This is a genomic window from Deinococcus piscis, assembly GCF_014653275.1.
In the GTDB taxonomy this organism is placed as follows: Bacteria; Deinococcota; Deinococci; order Deinococcales; family Deinococcaceae; genus Deinococcus; species Deinococcus piscis.
In genome coordinates, this window is record NZ_BNAL01000002.1 from 24,870 (window position 1) to 45,094 (window position 20,225).

The 20,225-nt window shown below is 63.7% G+C and carries 20 protein-coding genes; 12 read left to right on the forward strand and 8 right to left on the reverse strand.

Annotation, left to right across the window (positions count from 1 at the left end; translation table 11 throughout):
• Window positions 1–9: 9 nt before the first annotated feature.
• From IE158_RS01050 to IE158_RS01070, 5 genes are all read left to right on the forward strand, one after another.
• Window positions 10–831, forward strand: a complete 822-nt coding sequence (locus IE158_RS01050; RefSeq protein WP_189641819.1) for a serine O-acetyltransferase — start codon at window positions 10–12, stop codon at window positions 829–831.
• 136 nt (window positions 832–967) lie between these two features.
• Window positions 968–1,882 (forward strand): cysteine synthase CysM, encoded by a 915-nt coding sequence (cysM, locus tag IE158_RS01055; protein ID WP_189641820.1) that lies wholly within the window; start codon window positions 968–970, stop codon window positions 1,880–1,882.
• A 56-nt stretch (window positions 1,883–1,938) separates the two neighbouring features.
• A complete protein-coding gene (locus IE158_RS01060; RefSeq protein ID WP_189641821.1) occupies window positions 1,939–2,334 on the forward strand; it encodes a 4'-phosphopantetheinyl transferase superfamily protein in 396 nt (131 codons plus the stop codon).
• A 266-nt stretch (window positions 2,335–2,600) separates the two neighbouring features.
• Window positions 2,601–3,290 carry a c-type cytochrome gene (locus tag IE158_RS01065; protein WP_229838815.1) on the forward strand — a complete coding sequence of 230 codons (690 nt, stop codon included), beginning with the start codon at window positions 2,601–2,603 and terminating at the stop codon, window positions 3,288–3,290.
• A complete protein-coding gene (locus tag IE158_RS01070; RefSeq protein ID WP_229838816.1) occupies window positions 3,287–4,882 on the forward strand; it encodes a flavin monoamine oxidase family protein in 1,596 nt (531 codons plus the stop codon). The genes IE158_RS01065 and IE158_RS01070 overlap by 4 nt, the downstream gene beginning before the upstream one ends.
• 198 nt (window positions 4,883–5,080) lie before the next feature.
• On the opposite strand, the gene IE158_RS01075 is transcribed toward IE158_RS01070, so the two are convergent.
• Window positions 5,081–6,655 (reverse strand): S8 family peptidase, encoded by a 1,575-nt coding sequence (locus IE158_RS01075; RefSeq protein ID WP_189641823.1) that lies wholly within the window; start codon window positions 6,653–6,655, stop codon window positions 5,081–5,083.
• 369 nt (window positions 6,656–7,024) lie between these two features.
• Between IE158_RS01075 and IE158_RS01080 the strand changes: the two genes are divergently transcribed.
• The 3 genes from IE158_RS01080 (at window position 7,025) to kynA (ending at window position 10,013) form a co-directional block, all read left to right on the forward strand.
• Complete coding sequence (locus IE158_RS01080) at window positions 7,025–7,816, forward strand: SRPBCC family protein (protein WP_189641824.1); 792 nt, start codon at window positions 7,025–7,027, stop codon at window positions 7,814–7,816.
• Window positions 7,813–8,991: a zinc-dependent alcohol dehydrogenase gene (locus IE158_RS01085; RefSeq protein WP_189641825.1), complete on the forward strand. Its 1,179-nt coding sequence runs from the start codon at window positions 7,813–7,815 to the stop codon at window positions 8,989–8,991. Before IE158_RS01080 ends, IE158_RS01085 begins: the two co-directional genes overlap by 4 nt.
• A 158-nt stretch (window positions 8,992–9,149) precedes the next feature.
• The gene (gene kynA, locus IE158_RS01090) at window positions 9,150–10,013 is read left to right on the forward strand and encodes a tryptophan 2,3-dioxygenase (protein ID WP_189641826.1); all 864 of its coding nucleotides are present in this window, start codon (window positions 9,150–9,152) and stop codon (window positions 10,011–10,013) included.
• Between the two features lie 48 nt (window positions 10,014–10,061).
• On the opposite strand, the gene IE158_RS01095 is transcribed toward kynA, so the two are convergent.
• Together IE158_RS01095 and IE158_RS01100 are read right to left on the reverse strand one after the other, a co-directional pair.
• Window positions 10,062–11,138: a PIG-L family deacetylase gene (locus IE158_RS01095; RefSeq protein ID WP_189641827.1), complete on the reverse strand. Its 1,077-nt coding sequence runs from the start codon at window positions 11,136–11,138 to the stop codon at window positions 10,062–10,064.
• Window positions 11,139–11,471: 333 nt separating this feature from the next.
• Complete coding sequence (locus IE158_RS01100; protein ID WP_189641828.1) at window positions 11,472–12,065, reverse strand: hypothetical protein; 594 nt, start codon at window positions 12,063–12,065, stop codon at window positions 11,472–11,474.
• A gap of 104 nt (window positions 12,066–12,169) precedes the next feature.
• Between IE158_RS01100 and IE158_RS01105 the strand changes: the two genes are divergently transcribed.
• From IE158_RS01105 to kynU, 3 genes are read left to right on the forward strand one after another with little or no spacing between them, the layout of a single operon-like run.
• Complete coding sequence (locus IE158_RS01105; protein WP_189641829.1) at window positions 12,170–12,787, forward strand: cyclase family protein; 618 nt, start codon at window positions 12,170–12,172, stop codon at window positions 12,785–12,787.
• Window positions 12,784–13,290: a hypothetical protein gene (locus tag IE158_RS01110; protein ID WP_189641830.1), complete on the forward strand. Its 507-nt coding sequence runs from the start codon at window positions 12,784–12,786 to the stop codon at window positions 13,288–13,290. Before IE158_RS01105 ends, IE158_RS01110 begins: the two co-directional genes overlap by 4 nt.
• 36 nt (window positions 13,291–13,326) lie before the next feature.
• Window positions 13,327–14,526, forward strand: a complete 1,200-nt coding sequence (gene kynU / locus IE158_RS01115; protein ID WP_189641831.1) for a kynureninase — start codon at window positions 13,327–13,329, stop codon at window positions 14,524–14,526.
• A gap of 21 nt (window positions 14,527–14,547) precedes the next feature.
• Here kynU and IE158_RS01120 read toward each other — a convergent pair whose 3' ends face one another.
• The 3 genes from IE158_RS01120 to IE158_RS01130 all read right to left on the reverse strand — a co-directional run bounded on the left by IE158_RS01120 (window position 14,548) and on the right by IE158_RS01130 (window position 17,914).
• Entirely contained in the window at window positions 14,548–15,474 is a 927-nt protein-coding gene (locus IE158_RS01120) for an FRG domain-containing protein (protein ID WP_189641832.1), read from the reverse strand.
• A gap of 102 nt (window positions 15,475–15,576) precedes the next feature.
• Window positions 15,577–16,767: a UDP-galactopyranose mutase gene (gene glf / locus IE158_RS01125; RefSeq protein ID WP_189641833.1), complete on the reverse strand. Its 1,191-nt coding sequence runs from the start codon at window positions 16,765–16,767 to the stop codon at window positions 15,577–15,579.
• The gene (locus tag IE158_RS01130) at window positions 16,760–17,914 is read right to left on the reverse strand and encodes a glycosyltransferase family 1 protein (protein WP_189641834.1); all 1,155 of its coding nucleotides are present in this window, start codon (window positions 17,912–17,914) and stop codon (window positions 16,760–16,762) included. Before IE158_RS01130 ends, glf begins: the two co-directional genes overlap by 8 nt.
• Window positions 17,915–18,070: 156 nt before the next feature.
• Between IE158_RS01130 and IE158_RS01135 the strand changes: the two genes are divergently transcribed.
• Window positions 18,071–19,213, forward strand: a complete 1,143-nt coding sequence (locus IE158_RS01135) for a glycosyltransferase family 2 protein (protein WP_189641835.1) — start codon at window positions 18,071–18,073, stop codon at window positions 19,211–19,213.
• Here IE158_RS01135 and IE158_RS01140 read toward each other — a convergent pair.
• The gene (locus IE158_RS01140; RefSeq protein ID WP_189641836.1) at window positions 19,162–19,767 is read right to left on the reverse strand and encodes a class I SAM-dependent DNA methyltransferase; all 606 of its coding nucleotides are present in this window, start codon (window positions 19,765–19,767) and stop codon (window positions 19,162–19,164) included. The genes IE158_RS01135 and IE158_RS01140 overlap by 52 nt on opposite strands.
• On the reverse strand, window positions 19,764–20,162 hold the full coding sequence (locus IE158_RS01145) for a hypothetical protein (RefSeq protein WP_189641837.1): 399 nt from the start codon (window positions 20,160–20,162) through the stop codon (window positions 19,764–19,766). The genes IE158_RS01140 and IE158_RS01145 overlap by 4 nt, the downstream gene beginning before the upstream one ends.
• Window positions 20,163–20,225 lie beyond the last annotated feature (63 nt).

Genomic DNA, 20,225 nt, shown 5'->3' on the forward strand with positions numbered 1-20,225 from the left:
CTCCTTGCCATGACGCCTGTGCCGGCCTTTCTCAGCGACGACTTTTTGGAGCAGCTGCTCCAGCACCACCGCGAAGGCGGGCGCTACCCGCCCAGTGAGTGGGTGGTGGGCTGGGCCGAAGAGCTGTTGTATACGCTGTTTCCGGAGCAGACTGGGCGCTGCATCGGAAGTGCAGCTTGCCTGCGTGCCGAGCTGATTCGGCTGGAAGCCACCCTGGCCCGCACCCTGACCCCGCTGGAGGCTGAGTTGCCCACGGGAGCCCCTGCCCTGGCGACCCAGTTCATGGCCGCTGTGCCGCAGCTGTACAGCCTGCTGGTCGCTGACGCCCATGCCATGTGGGAAGGTGACCCCGCCGCCCGCAGCCACTACGAGGTGATCCGTGCATATCCAGGCTTTTATGCGGTGGCCCTGTACCGGATTGCCCACCAGCTGCACCGCCTGGGCGTGCCGCTATTGCCCCGCCTGATTACCGAGCGGGCCCACAGCCGCACCGGGATAGATATCCATCCTGGGGCTGAAATCGGCGAGAGATTCTGTATAGATCACGGCACCGGTATCGTGGTGGGCGAGACGGCGCACCTTGGCAGTGGCGTCAAGCTATATCAGGGGGTCACCCTGGGCGCACTCAGCGTAGAAAAGGAACTGGCGGGTACCAAGCGCCACCCCACCATTGAAGATGACGTGGTGATCTACGCCGGGGCCACCATCCTGGGCGGACAAACGGTGATTGGAGCGGGCAGCGTGATTGGCGGCAATGTCTGGATTACCCGCAGCATTCCTGCTGGGGCCAAGGTGTACTACCGGGGTGAGCTGGATATTCGTACCGTCTGAGTGAGGGCCAAGTGGGGGCCTCACTCCCACTTCACCTGCGCCCGCTTCAGGGGCTCCCACTTCATCTGCTCTTAGCTTGCCTAGCCTGGTTTCACCTTGCAGTGTTCCCTGCGGGCCCTGCTCTACACTGCCGCACATGACTGCACAAGCGCCCGCCCTCTTTTCCTCCGCACTGGACCTGATCGGCAACACGCCACTCGTGCAGCTGCACAGTCTCAGCACTGAGCTGGTTCAGGTCTACGGCAAGCTCGAAGGCCAGAACCCTGGCGGCAGCGTCAAGGACCGCGCTGCCCGGGCCATGATTGAGGGCCTGCTGGAGCGCGGCGAACTGCGGCCCGGCATGCACCTGATTGAGGCCACCAGCGGTAACACGGGCATTGCCCTGGCGATGCTGGCGCGGCTGCACGGCCTGGACATCGAGCTGGTCATGCCGGAAAATGCCACGGCGGAGCGCGTCCAGACCATGCGGGCTTACGGGGCCACGGTCACGCTGACGCCAGCGGCGGGGGGCATGGAGGCGGCCATTGACCACATGCACGCCGAGGTGACAGCTGGCCGCGCCCAGATGCTCAACCAGTTTGGCAACCCCGATAACCCCCGTGCCCACTACGAAACCACCGGCCCCGAAATCTGGCGCGATACCGCCGGGCAAGTCACCCACTTCGTGTCCAGCATGGGCACCACCGGCACCATCATGGGGGTGTCGCGCTATCTCAAGGAACAGCTTGAGTCGGTGCAGATTGTGGGAGTGCAGCCCACCGAGGGGGCCAGTATTCCCGGCATTCGCCGCTGGCCCGAAGCGTACCTGCCTGCTAACTACGAGCCGGAGCGGGTGGACCGGGTTATAGATGTGAGCGAGGCCGACGCCCGCGCCATGACCCGCGCCCTGGCCCGTGACGAAGCCATTTTTGCGGGCATGAGCAGCGGGGGTGCCGCGCACGCCGCCGCGCAGTTGGCCCGCGAGCTGACAGCTGCCGGTGAACGCGGCCTGATCGTGACCATCGTGTGTGACCGGGGTGACCGCTACCTGTCGTCTGACCTGTTCGCCTGACCTTTTCCCTCCGCGCACAGCCGGTACGCAGCGGCAATCTCGCTATCATGGTCCGCGTGATTGTCGCTGTCGGTCATGACCTGATTGAGCTGGAACGTATTCGCGGCCTGTTGCAGCGTGAGCCGCAGCGTTACCGCCGCCTGTTTACGTCAGCAGAGCTGGACTACGCGCACGCCCAGCGCGACCCGGTGCCTTCGCTGGCGGCGCGGTTCGCAGCCAAGGAAGCTTTTCAGAAGGTCTGGCCGCGCCCTTTTGGCTGGCAGGAAGTCTGGGTCGAGCGGGCACTGACTCCTGAGGGACCATTTACACGGGCCGCGCCCCGGCTACACTTTGCGCCGCATCTTGCCGCTGAGATGCAGACAAGCGGCTGGCAAGCTCATCTGAGCCTGACGCACAGCCGTGATTACGCCTCAGCGGTGGTGGTGCTCGAAGGGCGATTTTCTAACGTCTGACAAGAATTTTTCTGTTATTTGTTGGGATCATTCCATTTGAGCGGATATTAATGGCTGTATGCGAGCCGAGCAGGGGTTCTTGTTTGGGGAGCAGGCCTTTGCCTTACTTCCTTGCCACAGTGACAGCAGTTGCCCGGACACACAAAAAGGTCTAAGTTGACAGTAGACCTACCGGGTCATATGTCACAGACACTGGTCAGCCGAGTGCTCAAGCTCGCTGGCCTCCCCCCTTAGAGGAGAGAAATCCGATGGATCAAGCAAAATCAATGGCTTGGAAGGCCGTGGCGGCCCTGGCGGTGCTGTTTCTGATTGGAACAGCCCTGCTGCTGAGCTTCGCCCGCACCACCTCCGCCCAGGAAAATGTCCGCGCAGCTCAGGCCGCTGGAGTTCAGAAGACTGAGGGCGCGGCCCAGGGAGCACACGGCACAGACGCCCAGGGCACGGGCAAGGCCAGCAGCTCGGCAGCTGGAACTTCGGCCCCAGCGAATGACGGCAATTCCAGCCAGCCTGCGACTGCTCAGGGACAGGTTCAAGCTGGAAGCGAAAACGGCGCTTTGGCCGGTGGCACCAGCGTAACCGAGGAAGACAAGAATGCTGCGCCAACCGTTCACCCCGCATTTGACCTGACCGACGGGGCCGAGCTGTACACTGCGGCCTGCCAGAGCTGTCACATGCCGGGCGGTGTGGGCGCTGACGCTGGCGCAGGCACCAAGAACTACCCGGCGCTGGCGGGCAACCAGAACCTGCAAGCTGCGGTTTATCCTGCCACCTTCATTCTGAATGGTGCAGGCGCGATGCCGTCTTTTGCCGATCAGCTGACCGACGAACAAGTGGCAGCGATTATCAATTATTTGCGCCAAGACCTGAACAACTTTGAGGGTGAGACGACGGCAGCTGAGATTGAGCCGCTGCGCAAGAGTGCGCGCTCAACCACGCTAGGAGATGATGCCGGATGACCAAGAGTTCTGTACCTAAAGGAAAAGTAGGCGGGATGAGCCGCCGCCGCTTTATTGAGATGATGGGGGCTATCGGTGGCAGCACCGCTGCCTATCACGCCATGACCTCGTTGGGCTTTGCCCAGGCCAGCACCAATGCCGTGCCGACCTTGCAGGGCAGCGGCCAGGGCAAGAGCGTGCTGATTCTAGGCGCTGGCTTGGCCGGTATGTCGTCTGCCTTTGAGCTGAGCAAGATCGGCTACGACGTGAAGATTCTGGAGTACAACGAGCGCGCTGGGGGCCGCTGCTGGACCCTGCGTGGCGGCGACACCTACACCGAGCTGGGCGGCGAAACCCAGCAGGTGAAGTTCCAGGAAGGCAACTACTTCAACCCCGGCCCCTGGCGCATTCCCTATCACCACCAAACCTACATGCACTACGCCCGGCAGTTTGGCGTGCGCCTGGAACCGTTTATTCAGGTCAACGAGAACGCCTATATCCACCGCTCTGGCCCTGGCAAGAAGTACCGCATCCGCGAAGTGCGCTCGGACTTCTACGGCAATGTCGCTGAACTGCTGAGCAAAGCGGTCAATGCTGGTGCGCTGGAAGGCGACCTGACCGGCGATGATCAGGACGCCATGATTGAGGCGCTGAGTCAGTGGGGAGCGCTCGATGACAGCGCCCGCTACGTCAAGGGCATGGTCTCCAGCTATCACCGTGGCTACGCCGTAGACCCCGGTGACCGCACTGACCCCGGCCCTGGACAGCCTTCCGATCTGATCCCACGCGAGGAACTGCTCAAGGATGGCTACTGGCAGAACATCATTGACGGTCTGGTCTATGAGCACCAACAGGCTATTTTCCAGCCAGTGGGCGGCATGGATCAGATGGCCCGCGCTTTCGAGGAGCGCACCCGCGACATGATCACCTATCAGGCCCGCGTAACTGGCCTGACTGTGACCGACAGCGGCGTGACTGCGACCTATCAGGATGCGGGCGGCGCTGAGAAGCAGGTGCAGGCCGACTACTGCATTTGCACCATTCCGCTGTCGGTGCTTTCGCAAATTGACCTCAAGGCTGACCCCGAGTTGGTCAAGGCCACCAAGGAAATCGCTTACGCTGCCAGCTTCAAGGCCGGCTTGGAATCGCGCCGTTTCTGGGAGACCGAGGAGCACATCTACGGCGGTGTGACCTACACCGACTTGCCGATTGCCGTGACCAGCTATCCTTCAACCGGACAGAACCTGGCCGAAACCGGCGTGCTGCTGGCCGCTTATCAGTTTGGTCCCAACGCACTGAAGTACAGCGGCATGACTCCAGACGAGCGCCTGAAGGATGTGCGCGGGCAGTACGCGCAGATTCACCCGCAGATTGAAAAGGACTTTATCAGTGGCGTGAGCGTGGGCTGGCACCGGGTGCCCTGGTCGCTGGGCTGCTACGCGCCCTACAGTGACGAGCAGCGTAAAGGTGCTTATGAGGTTCTCAGCCGCCGTCACGGTCCCCTGATGCTGGCCGGTGAACACATCAGCTACTGGAACGGCTGGCAGGAAGGCGCGCTCCTCTCGGCCATGAGTGCCGTCAAGGAGATTCACGGCGCAGCTCAAGCTGGCTAAGCCCTAAGCCGTCAGGCCAAATGAATAGAGGCAGGAGGGCAGTGTTCATGTCCTCCTGCCTCTGTGTCTGCCCATGCTTATGTCGCTCGCCCAAGTCGGCGCAAGGCAACAGCCAAACCAACAACACCAAGAACAGCGGCCTCTGTTAAGGAAGCCGCTGCTCACTTGGTTCGCTTGGTGATGTGGTGTAGGAAAGGCTTACTGCACCGTCAGGGTAAAGGAGCCGCTGCCAGAGTAGGCGTAAACCTCATAGCGGTAGGTGCCGCTGGCCACGCTGGTGCTGATGCGTTCGCTGGAGCTGGTGCCCTGGCTGCTGGCCACATCAACCCACTGGCTGCCGTCATAACGCTGCAGGGTCAGGTCAAAGTCGGCGCCACTGGGGCCGGTCAGCTGCAAGGTGATGGCACCGCTGCGGGCTTCGCCGTTGGCGCTGGGGGCGTAGGCCGCCTGGCCCTGGCTCAGGGTGCCGCTAAAAGTACGCTCGCCGGGGGTCGGGGTGGGTGTGGGGGTGGGGGTGCTGCTGCCTGCCAGAGTATAGAGGAGGCGGTTGGGGCTGCCGTTGAGCCCGGTCAGTTGTCCAGTGGTGGCACTGGCGTTCAGGGCACTGTTCACCTGGGCTGGGGTGTAGCTGGGATTGGTGGCCAGGACCAGAGCAGCGCCGCCAGCCACATGCGGAGAGGCCATAGAAGTACCGCTGATGGTGTTGGTGGCGGTGTTGCCGGTGTGCCAGGCGCTGGTGATATCGCTGCCAGGCGCATTGATGTCTACGCAGGACCCGTAGTTCGAGAACGAGCTGCGGGCATCGCTGCGGGTGGTCGAACCCACGGTGATGGCGAGCGGAGCGCGGGCTGGGCTTACGTTACAGGCGTTCTGGTTTTCGTTGCCCGCAGCGACGACCATGGTTAGGCCACGGTTGACTGCGCCACTGACGGCGTCGTCGGTGGCCTGGCTGGCACCGCCGCCCAGGCTCATGTTGGCCACCGCAGGACCGGAGCGGTTGCTGGCGGCCCAGTTGATACCGGCAATCACGCCAGAGTTGCTACCAGAGCCGTCACAGCTCAGGACCTTGACAGCCACCAGACGAGTACCTTTGGCAACACCATAAGTGTTGCCACCGACGGTGCCAGCGACGTGGGTGCCGTGTCCATTACAGTCGGTGTTGCGGCCATCGCCGGTCTGGTTGGTGCCCCACACGGCGCGGCCACCGAAGTCGCTGTGGGTGGTCAGGATGCCCGTGTCAATGATGTAGGAGGTCACGTTGCTGGCCGTAGTGTTGTAGACGTAGCTGCTGTTGAGGGGCAGGGCACGCTGATCAACGCGGTCGAGGCCCCAGGTGGCTCCGTTCTGGGTGGCGTTGGCGCGCATCACCTGGTCTTGCTCGATGTACTTGACGCGGGGGTCGGCGCGCAGAATCTGGAGGTTTTCAGCACTCAGCTGCGCGGCAAAACCTTCGAGGGCCTGACCATAGATGTACTGCATGGTTACGCCCTGGGGCTGGAGGCCCAGCGCCTGAATCAGGCTGCTTTCGCTCTGGGCACTGAGGTCGCTGCCCAGCGCACCTTGGCTCAGGACCACGATGTACTGACCATCAATGACGTTCTTCTGGTCCACTTTAATCAGCGGGGCCAGCTCTCCGGCGCTGCGGGCACGCTCAGGACGGTCCACCGAAGTCAGGCCACCAGCTTCAGGAGTAGTGGCAGGAGCCGTAGGCGCAGTCCCACAGGAGGCCAGCAGCAGGCCCAGTCCAAGGGCGACAACAGTAGTCTTTTTCATAGTCTTACCTCTTTTAGAAACGACAAGAGAACACAGACCTTCCCAAATCTGTCGCGGTCCCGGTGACCGCAGCTAAACTGTTCGTTTCCGCCCACACCCTAAGGGTTAATGAAAGTGCCAATAGTGACTCATGCTTCAAAAATTCTTCTAACGTTTGGAAACCTAGGTCCGAATTTTGAGCAGTTTTCTAGACTAGAACGGAGAATTTATTCAGCAACTGTTAGAGGATGATTGGATAAGGTGAGGTGCAATATACGGATTGATGAAGCCTGATTTTGCCCATAGGCCTGCGTTTAGGAAACCTTGGCCCAGTACCGCAGCATAAGATTTCGCACGCGGCCACATGGCACCGTAGGCCATAGTGCCCCTATGAACACCAAAGCTGTTCCTCCTAAGAAGTTGCCCGGTACACAGCTGCCGGGCGGCGAACGTACAGCCCTGGGGGTCCTGGGCGGCACCCTGATGGTTTCGGGACTTGGACAGTCGGGCGTGAGCCGCCTGATTCTGCTGGGTTTGGGCGGCGGCCTGGGCTACATGGCCGCGCGTGGCCGCAATCCGCTGGCGACGGCCCTCAAGGTAGACCAGAATGCCCAGGGCGACGTGCAGGTGCGCGAGGCCACCACCATCGGCAAGCCGGTGGACGTGATTTATGCCCAGTGGCGCGATCTTTCAGGGCTGCCGCGCATCATGTCGCACCTGGAGCGGGTAGAAGTGCTGGATGGCCGACGCTCGCGCTGGACGGCCAAAGCCCCTGCACCCATGAATGAAGTGAGCTGGGAAGCCGAAATCACGGCGGATGAGCCGGGCCGGCGCCTGGCCTGGCGTTCACTGCCTGGGTCCAGCATAGAAAACAGCGGTGAGGCGCTGTTCCGCGCCGCTCCCGGCGACCGGGGCACCGAAGTGATCGTGCGCCTGACCTACCGCCCGCCTGGTGGCAGCTTTGGTGCTATTGCCGCCCGCATCCTCGGCGAAGAACCCGCCCAGCAGCTGCGTGACGACCTGATGCGCTTTAAGCGCGAGCAGGAGCTGGGCTACAACCCCACCGTCAACGGGCAGACCAGTGGCCGCGCCGACGCTGGGCAGCGCAAGCCCGCCCCCGCCGCGCAGCCCGAAGTCAGGCGCGACCTGGGCTCCGAAACCCATAGAAAGGGTGAACAATGAAAGCAATTGTCTGGCAAGGAGTCAACCAAGTTGGTGTAGAGCGCATTCCGGACCCCGAACTGCTGCTGCCCACCGACGCCATTATCAAAATCACTTCGACCGCCATTTGCGGCTCGGACCTGCACCTGCTGGATGGCGTAATCCCCAGCATGGAAAAGGGTGACGTGATGGGTCACGAGTTTATGGGCGAAGTGGTCGAAGTTGGCCGTGACGTCAAGCGGCTGAAGGTGGGCGACCGTGTGGTGGTGCCCTTTAACATCGCCTGTGGGGTCTGCGACTTCTGCCAGCGTGGGCTGTACGCTGCCTGCGACAATTCCAATCCCAACCACCGCATGGCCCAAGCCCTTTATGGGGCGACCAGTGGCAGCGCCCTGTTTGGCTACTCGCATATGTTCGGCGGGTACGCGGGCGGTCAGGCGCAGTACGTGCGCGTTCCTTTCGCAGACGTAGGGCCCTACAAGATCGAGACGGACCTGAAGGACGAGCAGGTGCTGTTCCTGACCGATATCTTTCCCACCGGCTACCAGGCCGCTGAGCAGTGCGGCATCCTGCCGGGCCGCGACGTGGTGGCGGTATTCGGGGCCGGGCCGGTGGGCCAGTTTGCGGCCCGCAGCGCCCAGATGCTGGGGGCCGCCCACGTGATTGTGATTGACCGGGTGCCTGAGCGTCTGGCGATGGCCGAGGCGGCTGGCTGCCAGACCATCAACTACGAACAGGAAGACGTGCTGGTTGCACTGCTGGAATCCACGGGCGGACGTGGCCCTGACCACGTGATTGACGCTGTAGGTATGGAGGCCCACGGCCACGGCCCCGGCCACGCGCTGGACATGGCCGAGCGGGTCACCGGCATGACCTTTGACCGCATCACGGCGCTGCGCTGGGCCATCATGAGTTGTGCCAAGGGCGGCACCGTGTCTGTGCCTGGCGTGTATGGCGGCCTGGTGGACAAGCTGCCGATGGGCGCGGCGTTCGGCAAAGGCCTGCAGTTCCGCATGGGTCAGACCCACACCCACCGCTACATCGGCCCGCTGCTGAGCCGCATTGAAGCCGGCGAGATTGATCCCACCTTCGTGATCACCCACCGCGCCACTCTGGACGAAGCGCCTGAGCTGTACAAGACGTTCCGCCAGAAGCATGATGGCTGCGTCAAAGTGGTGCTGAATCCCTGGGCCTAAGCCCCCTGGCATGCATGCCTTTTCGGGCGCCGGTTCCATGTAAGACCGGCGCTTTTGCCTGCATCTGTCACCGTGTCTTCCTGAGTAGGCTGGGAGTGATTGCTGGGTGTGATTGCTGGGTGTGGGTGCGCCCGGCGGGCTGTGCCAGACTAAGAGGCATGACCCCGACACCTGAGCTGAAGTCCACCCGGCCTGGTGCGCCCGATAGCGCGGACCAGGCCTATACCGATTTTACCCGGAGCCTCAGCTACGGTGACTATTTGCAGCTGGACGTGCTGCGCAGTGCCCACCAGCCGGTCACGCAGGCCCATGACGAACACCTGTTTATTGCCATTCACCACGTCTCGGAAGTGTGGCTGGATCTGATTGTGCGTGAGCTTTCTGCGGCCATGTCGCTGCTGGAGCGCGGCATCACCGACGCGCCGCTCAAGATGCTGAGCCGGGTGGTCCGCGCCGAGGAACAGATGACCAATGCCTGGGACGTGCTCAAAACCATGACTCCGACGGACTATCTAGAGTTTCGCAGCGCATTTGGGCAGGCGTCGGGGTTTCAGAGTGAGCGCTACCGGATGATGGAGTTCATGCTGGGCAACCGCAATGAAGTGATGCTGCGCCCCCACGCCCACCGGGAAGACCTGCACGGTCCTCTCAAAGCGGCGATGGAAGCCCCCAGCATCTATGACCTCACGCTGTGCCTGCTGGCGGGAGCCGGGTTCGACCTGCCAGCCGAGGTGCTGGAGCGCGATTATTCGCAGCCCTACACGTCTCATCCGGCAGTCAAGGCGGCCTGGATGGAGGTGTACCGTGATACCGGACGCCACTGGGAGCTGTACGAGCTGGCCGAGAAGCTGCTGGATGTAGAAGACCAGTTCCGCCGCTGGCGCTTTAACCATCTGACCACGGTGGAGCGGGTGATCGGATTCAAGCGCGGCAGCGGCGGAACCAGCGGTGCTGGCTACCTCAAAAAAGCCCTAGATATTGTCCTGTTTCCCGAACTGTGGGAGGTACGGACCGAGCTTTGATGCCTAGCACTGTGGAGGGCTGATCTGGTAGCTGGTGACTGGCCGTGATTAGAAGCAGGGCGTAGATTCCTTGGCAGGAACGGTACGTACGTAGCGCTTGCCCAGCCATGATTTGTGAAGCGGTTCCCACGCGCCCGGGAAGCCCAGATCGGCGCGGCCACTTTCCACCACACCGAACAGGGCTGCGTGGTTGAGCAGCTCGTCGGTGGTCATGTTGATGGGCAGGCTGGACGTGTTGTAAGTCTGGTACAGCCGCTGCTCGGCGCAGGGAATCTTGGGAGCCAGCTCGGTGATCAGTTCCGAGGTCAGCCGGTGTTCGATATGGTCGCCGTGGTTGATTTGGGAATCCGGGTCGGCGAGATGAAAGCGCAGTTCGGCGGTGTTGCGGCCTTCTCGGTAGACCAGCTGTTCAACCGTTTTGGACAGGTCGCCCCAGCCTTGATACATCGCAGAGTTGTCTACCGCAGTCAGCACAGACAGCTCGCGGCTGCGCAGTTTGGCCAGTGAGGGGCCACCCATACCGCCGTCGGGGAGCCGCAGGTAGTAGCTGACCGTGTTGCCATAGACCACGCGGCGAATCAGGTGACCGTTCACCATCACCCGGCTTCTGACCGCCGACTTGTGGGACACGGTACTGACGTCCGACAAGAAGCGGATGCTGCGCTCGGCCCCTTCTTCACGCGCCAGGATGTAGGACTCGCCCGGAACCAGTGAGCGCCGCCCGGCGTCCCCAGCCGTCGTGTAGATAAAGACCATTTTGGTGTTCTCTTCCTGCGACTCGGTGTAGGCATCGGGGTTCATGAACAGCTGCCAGTCGTCTTGGTGGGCCACCACGTAAAGGGAAACCTTATCCCACCACCAGATTGCCTGTGCGTCCAGCGCGCCTTCTTGTATGCCCAAATCCTGATCCTGGGCGGCTTTGGGATCGGGGATGGGCGGCATTTCGTGGGCTTTGCCTGCACGCTGCGGCGTGACAGGCATCCTGGGCGAAGCGGGCGGCAGAGAAGTGGCTTGTTGCCCGGCTGATTTTTCGGGAGTGGCAGTGGCGGGGACATCATCTTTGCCGCAGCCGACCAATGCGAGCGCCAGGGCGAAGGGCACAAGTCCAGATTTATAGTTCTTCATATTTTCCTCTCTGAGACTGAGCTTCCCCCGAATACGGCCTCAACTTTCTGAGTATAGAGGCTGATTTATGTCGCCAGCAACCACATCTGAGGATGAGCGATATATAAAAAAAATGAAAAATAGCCAAAGAAAATTAATTTTGGGAGAGGGAGGCAAGAGATGAGGGATGGTGTCACAAGAGGTATCCAACGGCCCTTTCCCTAAGCCGTGCTCCGCGGTGCAGCTGTGCAAGACCATGTGCCATTTGGCTCACGGTGTTGCCCCCGCTTTGCTCGCGGCAAAGATAGGTATTTTTTGTCAGGCACTCTACAAACGCTGCCCCTCATGCCGGGATCAGCGCCGTCCGCCCCGCATGGCCTGATATCCCAGCACTTGCCGCACCAACTGCACACGGTCTTGCTGCGGCAGGCCGTACACGACCAGCGCCACGCCCCGGCCCCCTTCGGCCAGGGTGGCGGGGGAATCGCCTGGATGCACCGAGCGCACCACAACCCCTTCGCCTTCGCCGGAGAGGACCAGCGTAACCGCTTCTTCGCGCTGTGCCCACTGCCCGATGGCCTGCACCTGCCGCACGGCGGGCCACGCCAGGTAAGCCAGCGCCAGCGCCAGACCCAGCCCCATCTGCGCCCACCACGGCAGCCCCAACAGGCTTGATGCCACACCGAACACAGCCCCCAGCCCTACCAGAATCAGCAGGCGCTGCGGTGTGAGGCCCCCGGGGTTCTGCCCAGGCCGCAGCTCTGGCGGCTGTGGGTCGCCCGGCTTGCCTGGCAGGGCAGTGACCACCTGCCGCCCCTCAGCGCGCAGGCCATGCAGCTGGAGATGATCAGGAAACACTGCCCCAGCCTCGCCTTGCCACAGCGGGCGCCCCAGGGCCGCCGCCTGCATGTTTCCCCGCACTCCGCCTGGCTTTGCCTTGTTGGTCATAGTGGCTCAGTGTAAGCCAGGGCCGTGTAGGCCAGGGGAAGGGACAGCCAGCGCAGGGCGTCCTGAAGTCACTCCCCACCCGCCGTGTGCCGTAGCCTGGGCCTATGCACATCACCGACATCTCACGTACCCTGACCCCCGGCCATCCCAACTGGCCCGGAGACGCGCCCTTCGTGGTGGCTCCCGGTGCCCGGATCAGCGGCGGCGACTCGGTCAATACCGGTGTGATTTCTACGTCGACCCATACCGGGACCCATGTGGACGCCCCCTGGCACTACGATGATGCGGCCCCACGTCTGCACGACATCCCGCTGGAAGTGTATGTGGGCCAGGCCCTGGTGGTGCGCGTGCCGCCAGGAGGGCGGGTGGAGGCTTCACTGCTGGACACTCTGCCTGCCGAGCTGCCGCCCCGGCTGCTGCTGTGTACAGGTCAGCCTGCCCACTGGGATGAGTTTCCGCGCACCTTTATCCATCCGTCACCCGAGTTCGTGCGTGCGGCGGGCGAGCGTGGCGTGAGGTTGCTGGGGCTGGACGTGCCCAGCATGGACCCGCTGGACAGCAAGACCCTGGACAGCCACCACGCTGCCTACGCAGCAGGCATTCACATCCTAGAAAGCCTGAGCCTGAGCCACGTTGCGCCGGGAGAATACACGCTGGTCTGCTTGCCGCTGCCGCTCCACGGCGCAGATGGCGCTCCGGCCAGGGCTATCCTGCTGTCATGAGCGAGTTGGCAGGCAGAGTTGGCGGAGTGTATCAGGGCTACGACCTGCGGGCGAGCTGGGACGGTGAGCGGCTGCGCGGGCGCATCGGCGGCGTGTACCTGGGCAAAGACCTGGACCTGCGCTACGCAGGCGGCAAAGTCTCGGGCCGGGTGGGGGGACAGGTGGACGGCTTCGATGTGAACGGTGCCCTCAGTGCTGAAGTGGCGTCCCTGCGGCTGGGTGGTCAGATAGACGGCGACGACCTCAGCTTTGCCCTGAATGGGAGTGAGGCGCGGGGCCGATTTTCGGGCCGCTGGGACGGGAAGGACATCATCCTGCACGCAGGCCCAGCAGAAGTTACGGGGCGCGTCGGCGGTGTCTATGACGGCAAGGATGTGGCGCTGCGGCTTCAGGCGGTGCCGCCGGAGCTGGCGGTGGTGGCGGCGCTCTGCGCTTATCGCCAGCTGGAAGATGACCAAGCAGCGGCAGCCAGCTCCTCCGCTTCCTCTGGTGCTTCTGGGTGATACAGCTCTGCTGCCAGGGCCGCGTTATGCTGACCTATGCCCAAGCCTGATTTGTACCGGCCAGAAGCCTTTGCCATGCCGCCCGGCATCTACATGGACGGCAACAGCCTGGGCCTGATGCCGCACGCGGCCAAGAGGGCCGTAGAGAGCCGCCTGGCCGACTGGGCCGAGCTAGCGGTAGTGGGCTGGGACCGCTGGTTCGGCCTGAGCGAAGCGCTATCGCCTGCGCTGTCGCGGCTGGTGGGCGCACGGCCCGAAGAGGTGATTGCTACCGGCTCTATCACCACCAATTTACATCTGCTGCTGCCGACGTTCTACCGTCCGCAGGGCCAGCGACGGCACCTGCTGGCGACCGAACTGGACTTTCCTACCGACCTCTACGCCATGCGCTCCTGGGCGGACCTGAACGGCGCTGAACTGCGGCTGATTCCCTCGCGCGACGGCCACACCCTGCACCCAGACGACATTGCCGCGGCCATCACGGGTGAAATTGCGCTGGTGCTGCTGCCCACCGTGCTGTACCGCTCTGGTCAGCTGCTGGACGTGGCCCGCTGGACGGCCCATGCCCACGCCCAGGGCTGCGTGGTGGGCTGGGACGCGGCGCACTCTATCGGGGCGGTGCCGCACCAGTTTCATGACTGGGACGCTGATTTTGCAGTGTGGTGCAGCTACAAATACCTGAATGCCGGTCCCGGTGCGCCCGGCGGCCTGTTTGTGCATGAGCGCCACCTCGGCACAGTGCCTGCGCTGCGTGGCTGGTGGGGCAACGACAAGGCAAGCCAGTTCAAGATGGCGAACGACTACGAGCGCGGCGAGGGGGCCGGGGCCTATCAGCTGGGTACGCCGCCTATCCTGTCACTGGCGGCCCTGGAAGGAGCGCTGGAGGTCTATGACGGCGTAGACCTGGCGCAGCTGCGGGCGCGTTCGCTGGAGCTGACCGGCTTGCTGCTGACCCTGGCGGATGAGCAGTTGCCCGAAATGCAGGTCATCACGCCCCGCGCTGAGGCAGAGCGCGGCGGGCACATCTCCTTGCAGTGGGAGCACAATCGGCAGGTGTCGCTGGCACTGCGGGCGCGCGGCATCGTTCCCGACTACCGCGAACCGGGCATCCTGCGTCTGGCCCCGATTCCTTTTTACAACAGCGAAGCCGATGTGCGCGGCACCGTGCAGGCCATCCGCGAGATCATTGACTCAGGCGAATACCGCACGGTGGGCGGGGGCAGCGCGGTGTCCTGACGTCAGCCTGTGCCCCCGGCCTCAGTCCTGATGCATCCGGGCTTCGTCGGGAGTGGGGGCGCGGCCCATACAGGGCAGTTCGGCTTCGCCTCTTTGCTCAGCGCCAGCCGCCTGCCCTTCGCGCACCTGGTAATACCGCCGCAGCCACTGGCTCAGGCCGCCCAGGTCGGGAAACAGCGTGCGTTCGGTGATGTTGGCCTGGTCCAGTTTGTCGCGGATTTCTCTTTTGAGTTTGGCAGGCAGAACAATTTGCTGTACAGCACCGTCGTGGGTCTCCAGCCAGTCTTCAAGCTCAGCGTCTGGGCTGGACAACATAGAAAACAGTGCCGACTGCTGCACAATGCGTTGATCCAGCGAGGGAGGCTCTAGAAACAGCAAAAAAGGTTGCCCGGCCACCGTTTCGTACTGTTCCAGCCAGTTGGTGTCACTACCGAAGCCCAGCTGTCCCTGCGCCAGATTGCCGGCAGACTTGCCCAGTGCATCCAGCATATCTACCGTGAAGACGGCGCTGCCCTCGTGCTCTAGCAGCTGGCGCAGCGGCGCAGGCAACCCGGCATTGGTCTGGGCGAAGTTCAGCATCCACACCACGCCGTCTTCACCGTGCAGGGCTTCGGAGGCGGTGGCAAAATGCAGCGCGACCAGTGGCGAGTATGACCAGTCCAGCAGCCGGGTAGGCAGGCCGTGGTGCTGCCCCACCGCCAGCCAGTACCACAGCAGGTCGCGGTCGGGCACGCTGCCATAGGCATACTTGCGGAACGCCCGCACGAGGTGCCGTTCGAGTTCGCGCGGGTCACCTCCCAGCCGCTGCAACGAAGTGGTCAGTGGCAACTGGCCTCCCTGCCCCCGGAACACGTAGGGCGAGCGAAAGCGCTGCAACGCTTCGTTCCAGGAGTCTTGGTGCAGCAGGTCCATCAGTTCGGTCCAACTGGAGGCTCGGCAGGTCTGCATGAGGCATGTCCTTTCGGAAAGGAAACAGGTCTAGGAGCCAGCGCAAAGAACGCGGCAAGGTCCTGGCCTGCCGCGCCGCTTGTCAGGAGGCAGGAAAAATGCTCAGCCCTGGCTCTGGCTCATCAATTTCTTGAAGGTGTTCAGCGCCTGGGCCACCACCTGGTCCATGTTGTAGTAACGGTAGGTGGCCAGCCGGCCCACAAAGGTCACGTCGGTGCGTGCCTGGGCCAGGGCCTCGTAGCGCTTGTACAGCTCGGCATTTTCGGGGCGGGGTACCGGGTAGTACGGGTCGCCCTCGGCGCGGGGGAATTCATACACCACGCTGGTCTGGTGGTGGCGCTGCCCGGTGATGTGCTTGAACTCGCTCACGCGGGTGTAGGCATAGTCGTTGGGATAATTCACCGTACCGACGGGCAGCAGGAAGTCCGCGCCGTGCGTCTCGTGCCTAAATTCCAGGCTGCGGTAGGGCAGCGGCCCGTAGCAGTGGTCAAAGAAAGCGTCTACCGGCCCGGTGTAGATCATGTGCCGCCAGGGAATCAGGTCCACCACCTCGCGGTAATCGGTGTTCAGCATCACTTTGATGTTGGGGCTGCTGAGCATGTTCTGGAACATCCGGGTATAGCCGTGCAGCGGCATCGCCTGGTATACGTCCGCGAAGTAGCGGTCATCGCGGTTGGTGCGGGTAGGCACGCGGGCGGTCACGCTGGCGTCCAGTTCGCTGGGGTCCAGGCCCCACTGCTTGCGGGTATAGCCCCGGAAGAACTTCTGGTACAGGTCGCGGCCCACCCGGCTGACCACCACATCTTCGGAGGTGCGGACCTGCTCTACCGGCTCGGCCACCGACGCGAAGAAGTCTTCTAACTCAAATGAGGTGAGGTTCAGGCCGTACAGCTCGTTGACCGTATCCAGATTGATTGGCATCGGCACCAGCTGGCCGTCCACGCTGGCCTTGACCCGGTGCTGGTAGGGCCGCCACTCGGTGAACTGCGACAGGTAGTCGAACACATCCGCCGAGTTGGTATGGAAGATATGCGGCCCGTAGGGATGAATCAGCACGCCAGCGTCGTCGTAGCAGTCATATGCATTGCCGCCGATGTGCGGGCGGCGGTCCACGACCAAGACCCGCTGGCCGCTGGCTGCCAGACGCTCAGCCAGCACGCTCCCGGCAAAGCCTGCGCCCACGATCAGGTAATCGAAAGGCTGCGCCTGCACGGCGTGGGCTGGGCCCTGTGACGTGTTCTGTGACGTGCTCTGTGTCGAGTTCTGGGTCAAATGTTCTTGGGGATCAGTCATCGGCGGCTCCTTGGTCGGCTTTGGGGTCGTGGGCGGCCTGCTCGATCAGCCCTGCCATGTCCTGCCAGGTCTGGTCCCAGGAGAGCCCGGCCAGAAATGCATCGGCGCGGGCTTGCCGCCTGGCAGCGGCGGGGGTGCCCGCTTCGGCCAGGGCCTGCGCACAGGCTGCCTCGAAAGCGTCTACGCCATCGGCAATGCGGGCCAGCTCGCCCACGCCGTAGGGCTGCACCACGTCGCGGATGCCGGTGGAGACGACGGACACACCAGCAGCCAGATATTCCGGTGTCTTGGTCGGGCTGATGAATTCGGTGGCTTCGTTGCGGGCAAAGGGCAGCAGGGCCACGTCCCAGCCGCTGAGGTAGGCGGGCAATTCGGCGTAGCTCTTCATGCCCAGGTAGTGCAGGTTGGCGGCGTGGGGCAAGTCTTCAGGGGCAATCTTGACCACGGGGCCAATCAGCACGAACTGCCACTCGGGGCGGCGGCGGGCCAGCTCGGCCATCAGCGCGGTATCAAAGCGTTCATCAATCACCCCATAAAACCCCAGCCGGGGCCGGGCCAACCCCGTTTGGTCCGCCGGGTCAGGCTGCCCGGCGCGGGCCTGGGCAAAGTGCGCGACTTCCACGCTGGACGGAAACGGGTGGACATTGGGGTGCTGCTGGCGCTTGGCTTCAAACAGGCGGTGGCCTCCCGTAAAGACAACATCGGCCTGGGCAAACAGCTGCTGCTCGCGCTCACGCAGTTCGGGTGGTGCGCTCCGGAAGTTGGCGAGTTCGTCCATGCAGTCGTATACGGTCACGCGGGGACGCAGGCCAGCGGCCACCGGCAGCTCCATCGGGGTATAGACCCACAGATCGTACTCGCGCAGGCCTTCGTCACGGATCAGCTGTGCCAGCAGGGCAGCAGTGCGGCGCTGAGACTCGTCGGGACTATGGCCGATTTCAATGTAAGGAGTACAGACCGTCACGCCACTGGGCTGCTCGCTGCGGCGCAGCTGATCCGGATGCTCGCCAAAAATCGGCTCTTCGATGTAGTAGACCCGGCGCGTCCTTGCGGCGCGGGTCATCAGGTGCTGGGGCCGCTGGAAGACAAATGCCCAGCGCAAGTGGGACAGGACCAGCAGCGCCGGCAAGGTGGAAGACTGCGTCATGACGGACTCCTTTGTGGGGTATCAGGGCTGAAGCAACGGTCAGGGCCGAAGTCGTTCCACCCTACTCTGTTCACAGCAGACTGAACGTCAGATTTCCGCGTTGTTGGAGTTTGGTTAAACTTGCCTCAGGGCCAGGCTGGCTAGACTGAACAGTCCGTGTCTCCTGGTTTCCATGCCCCGTCTGAACATCACATTGTCATAGCCATCCCTGCACGCAATGAGGAGGGTGGTATTCGGCAGACGGTGCGGGCACTGGGCCTACAGGACCTACAGCGGGAAGGTCGGGGCACGCCGGTCATGGTACAGGCCGCTTTACTGGTGAATAACACCTCTGACCGGACCGCCGAACTCGCCTGCCAGGAAGCGGCGCGCTGGCCTCAGCTGCGGCTGGCCGTGCGTGAGGTGAGCTGGGACGTGCAGGAAAGCGGCGTGGTGCGGGCCCGCCGTGAGGCGCTGGACTGGGCCGCGCAGATGGCCGGCGAGGACGGCATCATCGTCAGCACTGACGCTGACACCCGCCCCAGCCCCGACTGGCTGTGGCAACTGACTGCACCGCTGCGGGCGGGGCAGGCCCAGGCGAGTGCCGGACGTATTTTGCTGGACCCGTCCGAGCGGGCCGCGCTGCCACCAGCCGTCCGCTGCACGCATCTGCTGGACAGCGGCTACCGCTGGTGGGCGGAGGCGCTCACTGCCGCCCTCAACCCTGACCCTGCTGACCCCTGGCCGCGTCACTGGCAGCACTTTGGGGCCAGCCTGGCGCTGACCGTCCGGGCTTACCGGGCTGTGGGCGGCATTCCAGCAGTAGATGTACTGGAGGATATGGCGCTGGTGCAGGCGCTTCGGCGGCAGGATATGGCGCTGCGGCATACCCCGGCGGCGCGGGTCTACACATCGGCGCGGCGCTCCGGGCGGGTGGCGCTGGGGCTGTCCACCCAGCTTCAGGAGTGGGCCGCTGGTCCTGCTCACTGGCGCGTGCCCGGCGGCGCTGAAGTGGCGGCCCTGGCACGCGCCGAAGCGGGGCTACGCCGGGCCTGGCAGGGCCACCCCCTTTGCCTCTCGGAGTTGTCGCGGCTGTGGCGGGTGCCGCCTGACGCCCTGACAGCGGCGCTTCAGAGCGCTTTTTTGGGGCAAGCGCTGGAACAGGCGCACGCAGCGCGGCTGGCCGGTGAGTGGAGCAGGCTGTTTGCGGCGGTGCCGGTAGCGCAGGCGCTGGGGGAGGTGCGGGCCGAATGGGCTTTGGCCCGTGCCTATGCTTCGCTGTCAGGGTCGGAAGCTCGCCGGAACACGTCCAGTCGGTAGCCCTGCTCCTCATTGCCCTGGCGCTCGGCGTGCAGGTGCTTCAGGCCCCGGCCCACGCGGGCCAGCGCGGCCTCATGCACCGCGTCGCCGGTCTGCGGATAGTCGTGGACCCACGGTGTCCAGTGAACCAGCAGCAGCGTGCCGCCGGGTTCCAGCCGGGCCAGCACGGCGTCCAGCGCCCGCTCCAGGTCGGCTGGCGAGAGGTAATACAGCACCTCGCTCAGCACGATGAGATCAAAAGGACCGTCCGGCAGCTCGTCCGGCAATCCCGCCCGGCGAAACTGGATGTTGTCCTTTCTGGCATTGCGCTCTTTGGCCCGCTCCAGCGCCTGCTCGCTGATGTCCAGCGCCAGCAGTGCGTCAGTGCGTCCGGCCAGCTGCCCCGTCAGCACCCCGATAGAGCAGCCCACTTCCAGCGCCCGGCGGTAGCGCTCACGCGGCAGCGCGGCCAGGGTGCGGGCGTATTTGGCCGCCTCGTAAGGACTGCTGGCAAAGTCCCAGGGGTCTTCGTTCGCAGCGTACACGTCCTCAAAGTATTTGGGGGACAGGGTCATAAGTTGACTTCTCCTTCCCCGCCCAGGTCGAAAGCGGGCGGCGTGTCCTGGCTGGGAGTGGGCTGCGGTCCCTGCCCGTCGGGGGCCAGTTGGAAGCTCACCTCATCGCCGTGTACCCGGCAGGTGTACGGCCAGCTGCGCATCTCGCCCGCCTGCTCCGCACTGAGCGCGCCTTCACTCAGGCCCAGCTTCAAGGTTTGGCCGCCGCTGCGCTCGGTGTGGGCCTCGGACTGAAGTTGCTGAAATTCACGCAACTGCGCTGGCGGGTTCAGGTCCGCCAATTGCCTGCGGGCCGCCGCTTCACACTGCGCCGCCACGTTGCCCGGCGAGAAGCAGCCCGCCAGCAGCGCAGGCAACACTAGCGTGGGCCGGTGGGAGAGAGGGGGGCGGGGCATCTCCATCTACTCTACTGCGCCGTCTTGCAGTGCGCCCTCCTGCTCGCTAACAAGCCAGCAGGT

What these genes read in the sequence shown, in the direction of transcription:
- kynA (WP_189641826.1), top strand. Translation starts at nt 9,150, where the DNA reads ATGACCCCGACACCTGAGCTGAAGTCCACCCGGCCTGGTGCGCCCGAT.
- IE158_RS01130 (WP_189641834.1), bottom strand. Translation starts at nt 17,914, where the DNA reads ATGACGCAGTCTTCCACCTTGCCGGCGCTGCTGGTCCTGTCCCACTTG.
- glf (WP_189641833.1), bottom strand. Translation starts at nt 16,767, where the DNA reads ATGACTGATCCCCAAGAACATTTGACCCAGAACTCGACACAGAGCACG.
- IE158_RS01065 (WP_229838815.1), top strand. Translation starts at nt 2,601, where the DNA reads ATGGCTTGGAAGGCCGTGGCGGCCCTGGCGGTGCTGTTTCTGATTGGA.
- IE158_RS01140 (WP_189641836.1), bottom strand. Translation starts at nt 19,767, where the DNA reads ATGACCCTGTCCCCCAAATACTTTGAGGACGTGTACGCTGCGAACGAA.
- IE158_RS01050 (WP_189641819.1), top strand. Translation starts at nt 10, where the DNA reads ATGACGCCTGTGCCGGCCTTTCTCAGCGACGACTTTTTGGAGCAGCTG.
- IE158_RS01120 (WP_189641832.1), bottom strand. Translation starts at nt 15,474, where the DNA reads ATGCAGACCTGCCGAGCCTCCAGTTGGACCGAACTGATGGACCTGCTG.
- IE158_RS01105 (WP_189641829.1), top strand. Translation starts at nt 12,170, where the DNA reads ATGCACATCACCGACATCTCACGTACCCTGACCCCCGGCCATCCCAAC.
- IE158_RS01145 (WP_189641837.1), bottom strand. Translation starts at nt 20,162, where the DNA reads ATGCCCCGCCCCCCTCTCTCCCACCGGCCCACGCTAGTGTTGCCTGCG.
- IE158_RS01080 (WP_189641824.1), top strand. Translation starts at nt 7,025, where the DNA reads ATGAACACCAAAGCTGTTCCTCCTAAGAAGTTGCCCGGTACACAGCTG.
- IE158_RS01095 (WP_189641827.1), bottom strand. Translation starts at nt 11,138, where the DNA reads ATGAAGAACTATAAATCTGGACTTGTGCCCTTCGCCCTGGCGCTCGCA.
- cysM (WP_189641820.1), top strand. Translation starts at nt 968, where the DNA reads ATGACTGCACAAGCGCCCGCCCTCTTTTCCTCCGCACTGGACCTGATC.
- IE158_RS01085 (WP_189641825.1), top strand. Translation starts at nt 7,813, where the DNA reads ATGAAAGCAATTGTCTGGCAAGGAGTCAACCAAGTTGGTGTAGAGCGC.
- IE158_RS01075 (WP_189641823.1), bottom strand. Translation starts at nt 6,655, where the DNA reads ATGAAAAAGACTACTGTTGTCGCCCTTGGACTGGGCCTGCTGCTGGCC.
- kynU (WP_189641831.1), top strand. Translation starts at nt 13,327, where the DNA reads ATGCCCAAGCCTGATTTGTACCGGCCAGAAGCCTTTGCCATGCCGCCC.
- IE158_RS01100 (WP_189641828.1), bottom strand. Translation starts at nt 12,065, where the DNA reads ATGACCAACAAGGCAAAGCCAGGCGGAGTGCGGGGAAACATGCAGGCG.
- IE158_RS01110 (WP_189641830.1), top strand. Translation starts at nt 12,784, where the DNA reads ATGAGCGAGTTGGCAGGCAGAGTTGGCGGAGTGTATCAGGGCTACGAC.
- IE158_RS01070 (WP_229838816.1), top strand. Translation starts at nt 3,287, where the DNA reads ATGACCAAGAGTTCTGTACCTAAAGGAAAAGTAGGCGGGATGAGCCGC.